Source organism: Dactylosporangium sp. NPDC005572 (assembly GCF_040605515.1).
GTDB lineage: Bacteria > Actinomycetota > Actinomycetes > Mycobacteriales > Micromonosporaceae > Dactylosporangium.
On record NZ_JBEXCY010000353.1, the window covers coordinates 1 to 6,983 of the forward strand.

Here is a 6,983-nt window from a genome sequence, read left to right on the forward strand (position 1 = left end):
TGATCGGCGCGACTGCCGTGGACGGATTCGGATCCGCTCACCAGAACGACGGTGCGACGCCCCCGCGGCGGTCCTCGACCACCTGCACCGCACCGTGTCGCACACCCGCGGCGCGGCCGTGTCGGTGGCCCGGGTCGAGGGCCGGGACGTGCGCTTCGCCGGCCTCGGCAACGTCGCCGGGGCGATCGCGTTCCCCGACGGTGAGCGGCGCGGCCTGGTCACCATGCCGGGCATCGTCGGGCACCAGTCCCGCGGCGTGCGCGAGTTCGGCTACGAGCTGCCGCCGGGCGCGGTCCTCGTGCTGCACACCGACGGCGTGTCCGACCGCTGGACGCTGCGCGACTACCCGGGCCTGTCCCGGCACGACCCGCTGCTCGTCGCCGCCACCGTGCTGCGCGACGCCGGCGTGCGGCGCGACGACGCGTGCGTGGCGGTCGTCGGGAGCCGGCCGTGACCTCGAATCCGCTGCTGCGGCTGGTGCTGCACGACGACCACGCCGTGTTCGTGCTGCGCCAGCGCGGCCGGGAGGTGGCCGCCGCCCTCGGCATGGAGCACCAGGACCAGGTCCGGGTGGCGACCGCGCTGAGCGAGATCGGCCGGCAGGTGCCGGGCGCCGTCGTGAGCTTCACCACCGAGGAGACGCCCCGCCCGCGGCTGGTGATTGTGGTGTCCGGGGCCGTTGTGGGTACTGATGTCAGTGAGGGCGTGGCGGCCGCCGCGCGGCTGATGGACGAGGTGCGGGTGGAGGACGAGCGGATCGTGCTGGCGCGGCGCCTGCCGGGGCAACCGTCCCCGCAGCGGCTGGCGGCCGCCCGGGAGGCCCTGGCCGCGAGCGCGCCGACGACGGCCCTCGACGAGCTCAGCGTGCAGAACCGGCAGCTGGTCGCGGCCCTGGAGCAGGTCCAGGCGCACCGCGACGAGCTACTGCAGCTCAACGCCGAGCTGGAGGAGACCAACCGGGGCGTCATGGCCCTGTACACGCAGCTGTCGGAGGAGCTGGAGCAGACCAACCAGGGTGTGGTCGCGCTCTACGCCGAGCTCGACGAGCGCTCCGCCCTGCTGCGCGAGGCCAACGAGGCCAAGAGCCGCTTCCTGGCCAACGTCTCGCACGAGCTGCGCGCGCCGGTCACCGCGATCATCGGGCTGGCCCGGCTGCTGCTCGACCCGCGCTCCGAGCCGCTCACCGCCGACCAGACCCACCAGCTCCAGCTGGTCCAGGGCTCCGCCGGCGACCTGCTCGACCGGGTCAACGACCTGCTCGACCTGGCCAAGGCCGAGGCGGGCCGGATCGAGCCGAACCTCGGCCCGGTCGACCTGGCCGCCGTCTTCGGCCAGCTGCGTGGCACCCTGCGGCCGCTGGCCAGGCCGGGCGTCGAGCTGGAGGTCGACGAGCCGCCGGCCGCCGAGCTCGTCTCCGACGAGGTGCTGCTCACCCAGATCCTGCGCAACCTGCTCACCAACGCGCTGAAGTTCACCGAGCGCGGCAGCGTCGGCATGGCCGCCCGGGTCGACGGCGACCGGCTGCTGCTCGCCGTCGCCGACACCGGCGTCGGCATCCCGTTCGCCGAGCAGCGGCGCGTCTTCGAGGAGTTCCACCAGGTCCGCGGCGCCCACCAGACCGGCGGCACCGGCCTCGGCCTGCCCTACGCCCGCCGCCTCGCCGGCCTGCTCGGCGGCACCCTGACCATGGTCAGCGAGCCGGGGGAGGGCAGCACGTTCACCGTGTCGCTGCCGCTGCGCCCGGCCGAGCCGGAGGGCGGGCTGCCCTCGGCCGGGCGGGTCCTGCTCGTCGACGACGACCCCGCCGCCCGGCACCTGCTGCGCCAGGCCCTGGCCGGGATGGCCGGGGAGGTCGCCGAGGCCGCCGACGCGCGCTCCGGGCTCGCCATCGCGGTGCGTGAGCGGCCCGACGTCATCTTCCTCGACCTGCGCATGCCCGGCGGCGACGGCACCGAGCTGCTCGCCGGCCTGCGCGACCGGCCCGAGCTGGAGCAGGTCGTGGTCGTCGTGGTGACCGGCGCCGACCCGGCGGCGTTCCCGGCGCAGTTCCCGGCGGGCGCCCTGGACCGGGCCGCCGCCGTCGTCGCCAAGGCCGACGTCTCGCGGGCCGTGATCGCCGACGTGCTCCGGCGGCTGCTGCGGTGACCGAGCCGGCCGACATCCTCGTCGTCGACGACACGCCGTCCAAGCGGTACGTCATCACGAGCTGGCTGCGCCGCGACGGGCACCGGGTCACCGAGGCGGCGACCGGCGCCGAGGCCCTCGACCTGCTCGCCCGCCAGCACGTGGAGCTGGTCGTGCTCGACGTGCGGCTGCCCGACATCGACGGCTTCGAGGTCGCCGAGCGGATCAAGACCGACCCCCGCACCTCCGCCGTCCCGGTCATCCACATCTCGGCCACCGCGGTCCACGTCGTCGACCGCACGCAGGGGCTCACCCGCGGCGCCGACGCCTACCTGGCCGAGCCGATCGACCCCGACGAGCTGCTCGCCACGGTGCAGGCGATGCTGCGGTACTACCGGGCCCGCCGCCGGGCCGAGCGCCTCGCCGGGCGGCTCACCCGGCTGGTCGAGACGACGGCCGCGGTGAACGCCGCGACGACGCTGCCCGAGCTGCTGCGCCGGGCCGCCGCCGGGGCCGCCCGCGTCTTCGACGGCCCGGTCGCGATCGCCGCCGCGTCGGCGCCGACCGGGGCGATCGCCGTGCAGGTCGACGCGCCCGGCGGCGAGCCGCACGCCCGGCCGGCCTGGCCGGACCGCTTCGCCGAGGACCCGCTCGACGGCGCGGTCGGCACCGAGCTGTTCCGGCAGGAGTCCGGGCCGTGGTGGGACGGGCCGGTGTGGCGGGTGGTGGCCCGGGCCAAGACCGGCCGCGAGCCGCTGCACATCGCCGTGCCCGCCGCCGGCTTCGCCGACGACGACGCCGACGTGCTGCGCCAGCTCGGCCAGGCGATGGCGCTGGCGGTGGAGGCGCTGCGCAGCTACGACGAGGAGCGGCGCACCGCCCTCACCCTCCAGCGCAGCATGCTGCCGGCCAGCCCGCCGGTGTTCCCCGGCTACGAGATCGCCGTGCGGTACCAGCCGGCCAGCGAGCACGCGTCGGTCGGCGGCGACTTCTACGAGGTGGTCGCCGTCGACGGGTACCTGGTGGCGGCGATCGGCGACGTGGCCGGGCACTCGCTGCGGGCCGCGACGATCATGGCCGAGGTGCGCCACGCGCTGCGCGCCTACCTCGCCGAGGGGCACGCCCCCGGCACCACGATGGACCGGCTCAACCGCATGATGCTGCGGTTCCTGCCGGAGGAGATCGCCACCATGTGCCTGCTGCGCGTCGACCTGGCCACCGGCGAGACGCACCTGGCCAACGCCGGGCACCCGCCGCCGGTGCGGGTCCGCGACGGCCGGGCCGAGCTGGTCGAGGGCCGGGTCACGCTGCTGGGGGTGGCCGTCCCGCACGACGCCGAGGTCGCGTTCACCCTGGCACCCGGCGAGGCCCTGGTGCTCGTCACCGACGGGCTCATCGAGGCCCGCGGGCACAGCATCAACGAGGGCCTGGAGCGGCTGTGCGCCGCGGTCGCCGGCGTCGGGGAGGGCGACCTGGAGGCGTTCTGCGACGGGCTGCTCGCCACGCTCAGCACCGGCACCCGCGACGACGACGTGGCGTTGCTGGTGATTCGCCGGGTGACTTCCGGCTGAACCGGTTGCGGACCGTACCACCCCCGGTCACGCTGCGGGAAAAGCCGACAGCACGGGGGATTCTGACATGGCGGTCTGCGAGACCTGCGGCAACGACTACTACCTGTCCTTCGAGGTGCACACCGTAGGCGGCGTGCACACCTTCGACTCGTTCGAGTGCGCGATCCACATGCTGGCGCCGGTGTGCGAGCACTGCGGCACGAAGATCGTCGGGCACGGCGCGGAGGTGTCCGGCCGCTTCTACTGCAGCGCGCACTGCGCCCGCACCGCCGACGCCGCCGCCGGGTACGAGATCCGCGACGCGGTCGGCGCCTACCCCGGGTGATCATCGCCCGTTCGCGCCATGATTGGGTTACCACTACCGGTGACACACACCGGAAACACGGCGCGGAGGAGCAACGGTGGTCGTCCTGGGCATCGACATCGGCGGATCGGGCATCAAGGGGGCTCCGGTCGACCTGTCGACCGGCGTGTTCAGCAGTGACCGGGTGAGGATCGAGACGCCGCAGCCGGCCGACGTGCCGAGCGTGGTGAAGACCGTCGCGGCGGTCGCCGGGCACTTCCCGCCCGCGACGAGCGTCGGGATCACGTTCCCCGCCGTCGTGCAGCACGGCGTCACGAAGACCGCCGCCAACGTCGACCAGTCCTGGGTCGACGCGCCGGCCGAGCAGCTGTTCACCGAGGCGCTCGGCCGGCCCGTCACCGTGCTCAACGACGCCGACGCGGCCGGCGTGGCCGAGATGGAGTACGGCGCCGGCAAGGGTGTCGCCGGCCTGGTCGTCATGGTCACGTTCGGCACCGGCATCGGCAGCGCCCTGTTCATCGACGGCACCCTGGTGCCGAACACGGAGCTCGGCCATGTGCACATGAGCGGCCTGCACCTGCACGGCGGCGACGCCGAGGACTACGCCTCCGACCGCATCCGCGAGCAGCACGAGCTCGACTGGGAGCAGTGGGGCGAGCGCGTGCAGACCTACCTGCGCCACCTGCACGGCCTGCTGTGGCCGGACCTGATCATCATCGGCGGCGGGGTGAGCAAGAAGGCCGACCGCTACCTGGAGTACGTCGACGTGCCGACGAAGGTCGTGCCGGCGACGCTGCAGAACAACGCCGGCATCGTCGGCGCGGCGCTGCTCGCCGAGCGGCGGCGCACTACCCAAGCCTGATGCTGAGCGGGGTGTCCGGGCGGCAGCCGTACGTGCGGGTCGCCCGCTCCACCCCGTCGATCGTGTAGCGGCCGGTCGGCGCGACCTTCAGGGTGGCGGTGCGCAGCGTGGCCGGCACCTCGAACACGGCCCGCACGGTGCCCTCGTAGAACGGCAGGCTCGGGTTGGCCGCCACCGTGGTCACCGTGCCGAGCGGGCGGGGCTGCAGGGTGCTGCCGCCGGCCGTGAGCCGGAACGAGGCCGGGTCGAGCTTCATCGTCATCGGCTCGAGCGTGGTGAACGTGACGGACGCGGCGAGCATCGCCCTGCCCTTGGCGGCGTAGCCGTGCGCGGCGGTGCCCGGCAGCAGCATCGCGGTCACCTTGCTCTGCACCGGCACGCCCGCGGCAGGGTTCTCGACGAACCCGCACAGCGGCCCCTCCAGCTCGCCCTGGGTCAGCGGGGCGTAGAACAGCGCCAGGTCGGGCGGGGTGCCGGCGCGCTTGCCGGTGCGCAGGTCGAGGGTCTGCGGGCGGCCGTCCTCGACGGTGAGGGTGACCGGCGCGCCGGCCGCGGCGGTCACCACGATCCGCCGGTCCCGGTCGAGCTTGAGCAGGTGGGTGACGGCGCCGGCCCGGATCGTGACCTGGGCCGGGCGCCCGCTGCCGGCCGCCGCGGCGGTCTTCGTGGTCGCGCCGGTGAGGTCGGCGGCGACGACCTCCTGGCCGGGCGCGGCCCGCAGGTCGGCGTAGCCGATGAGGTAGTTGCCGACCGTCTGCGCGCCGGTCTTCGCGTCGTGGACCATGCCGTGGATGCGGGTGGCCGGCCCCGCGTCGAGGCTGGTGGCCTGCAGCGCCCACCCGGCGCCCTGCAGGTAGCCGTCGGGGTCCTTCGGCGCGAGCGGCGGCACCGGCGGCGCCTCGGCGATCCCGAGGTAGTCGGCGGGCAGGGTCACGCTCGGCGCCGGGCTCCCCGACGGCGACGCGGACGCGCCGGGGGCGGCGGTGCGTTTCGGTGCCGGGCTGCCGCCGCAGGCGATCGCCGCGGCGGCCAGCAGCCCGATGATCGTCGGCCTCAGTGCGCGCACGGGTATCGATTGAACCATCTCCCTGTGCTCCGGTGGGCCCCGGGATGCGCCCGTAGTGCACCATGGCTGACATGGGGGAGCCGCCCGCACCGTTGCGCGCCGAGGACCCGCCGGCCGTCGGTGCGTACCGGCTGCGCGGCGTGCTCGGGGTCGGCGGCATGGGCACGGTGTACCTCGCGACCAGCCCCGCCGGCCGCGACGTGGCGCTCAAGGTGATCAATCCGGCGCTGCACGGCGACCCGGCGTTCCGGCACCGCTTCGCCGCCGAGGCGGCCGCCGCCGCGCGGGTCGCCGGGTTCTGCACCGCCCGGGTGCTCGACGTCGACCTCGACGGGCCGGTGCCGCACCTGGTCACCGAGTACGTGCCCGGGCCCTCCCTGCACGACTACGCGACCGCCCACGGCCCGCTCGCCGGCCAGGTGTCGGCGGTCGCGGTCGGAGTCGCCGCGGCGCTCACCGCGATCCACGCCGTCGGGCTCGTCCACGCCGACCTGAGCCCCCGCAACGTGCTGCTGTCGCCGTTCGGGCCGAAGGTCATCGACTTCGGCGTGGCCCGTCTCCACGGCCACACGGTGTCCGCGGAGCCCGACCAGCACCGGTTCGGCACGCCCGGGTGGCTCGCCCCGGAGCAGCTGCGCGGGGCGGCGCCGTCCCAGGCCAGCGACGTCTACGCCTGGGGGCTGCTGGTCGCCTGGGCCGGCACGGGCCGGATGCCGCTCGATCCGTCGGTACCGGGAGCGGCCGCCGACCTCGGCGACCTGGACGAGGACCTGGCGGCGGTCGTGGCCAAGGCGCTGCGGGCCGACCCGGCCGCCCGGCCAAGCGCGGAGCGGGTGCTCCTGGCGCTGGTCGGCCAGCGCGACCCGGCCGCGGTCCGGATCCCGTCGCCGGGCGTGCCGACGGACCCGGCCACGAGCCGGCTGCCGGGCGGCGCCGCGGGCGCGCCGGGTGCGTCGGGTGCGTCCGGCGCGTTCGACGCGACCGCGCGGCACGGCGCGGCCGCGCCCGGGGCCGTCCACGGCGCGGCGCCCGGGGCCGCGCAGGGGGCCGCGCATG

The 6,983-nt window shown here is 75.5% G+C and carries 7 protein-coding genes; 6 read left to right on the forward strand and 1 reads right to left on the reverse strand.

All coding sequences use genetic code 11. From position 1 onward, the window contains the following. From ABZS66_RS59555 to ppgK, 5 genes are all read left to right on the forward strand, one after another. Nucleotides 1-454 (forward strand): SpoIIE family protein phosphatase (locus ABZS66_RS59555; protein WP_354773529.1); only part of this gene is annotated, 454 nt, incomplete at its 5' end. Beyond that, nucleotides 451-2,145 carry an ATP-binding protein gene (locus ABZS66_RS59560; RefSeq protein ID WP_354773531.1) on the forward strand — a complete coding sequence of 565 codons (1,695 nt, stop codon included), beginning with the start codon at nt 451-453 and terminating at the stop codon, nt 2,143-2,145. The genes ABZS66_RS59555 and ABZS66_RS59560, both read left to right, overlap by 4 nt. Next, complete coding sequence (locus tag ABZS66_RS59565) at nt 2,142-3,695, forward strand: fused response regulator/phosphatase (protein WP_354773533.1); 1,554 nt, start codon at nt 2,142-2,144, stop codon at nt 3,693-3,695. The genes ABZS66_RS59560 and ABZS66_RS59565 overlap by 4 nt, the downstream gene beginning before the upstream one ends. Nucleotides 3,696-3,762: 67 nt before the next feature. Beyond that, the gene (locus tag ABZS66_RS59570) at nt 3,763-4,020 is read left to right on the forward strand and encodes a Prokaryotic metallothionein (protein WP_354773535.1); all 258 of its coding nucleotides are present in this window, start codon (nt 3,763-3,765) and stop codon (nt 4,018-4,020) included. Nucleotides 4,021-4,096: 76 nt separating this feature from the next. Beyond that, nucleotides 4,097-4,861, forward strand: coding sequence for a polyphosphate--glucose phosphotransferase (ppgK, locus tag ABZS66_RS59575; protein ID WP_354773537.1), 765 nt, complete (start codon nt 4,097-4,099; stop codon nt 4,859-4,861). Here ppgK and ABZS66_RS59580 read toward each other — a convergent pair. Further along, on the reverse strand, nt 4,848-5,927 hold the full coding sequence (locus ABZS66_RS59580) for a hypothetical protein (protein WP_354773539.1): 1,080 nt from the start codon (nt 5,925-5,927) through the stop codon (nt 4,848-4,850). The genes ppgK and ABZS66_RS59580 overlap by 14 nt on opposite strands. 71 nt (nt 5,928-5,998) lie before the next feature. Between ABZS66_RS59580 and ABZS66_RS59585 the strand changes: the two genes are divergently transcribed. Continuing rightward, on the forward strand, nt 5,999-6,983 hold a 985-nt coding region (locus ABZS66_RS59585; protein ID WP_354773541.1), incomplete at its 3' end, for a serine/threonine-protein kinase.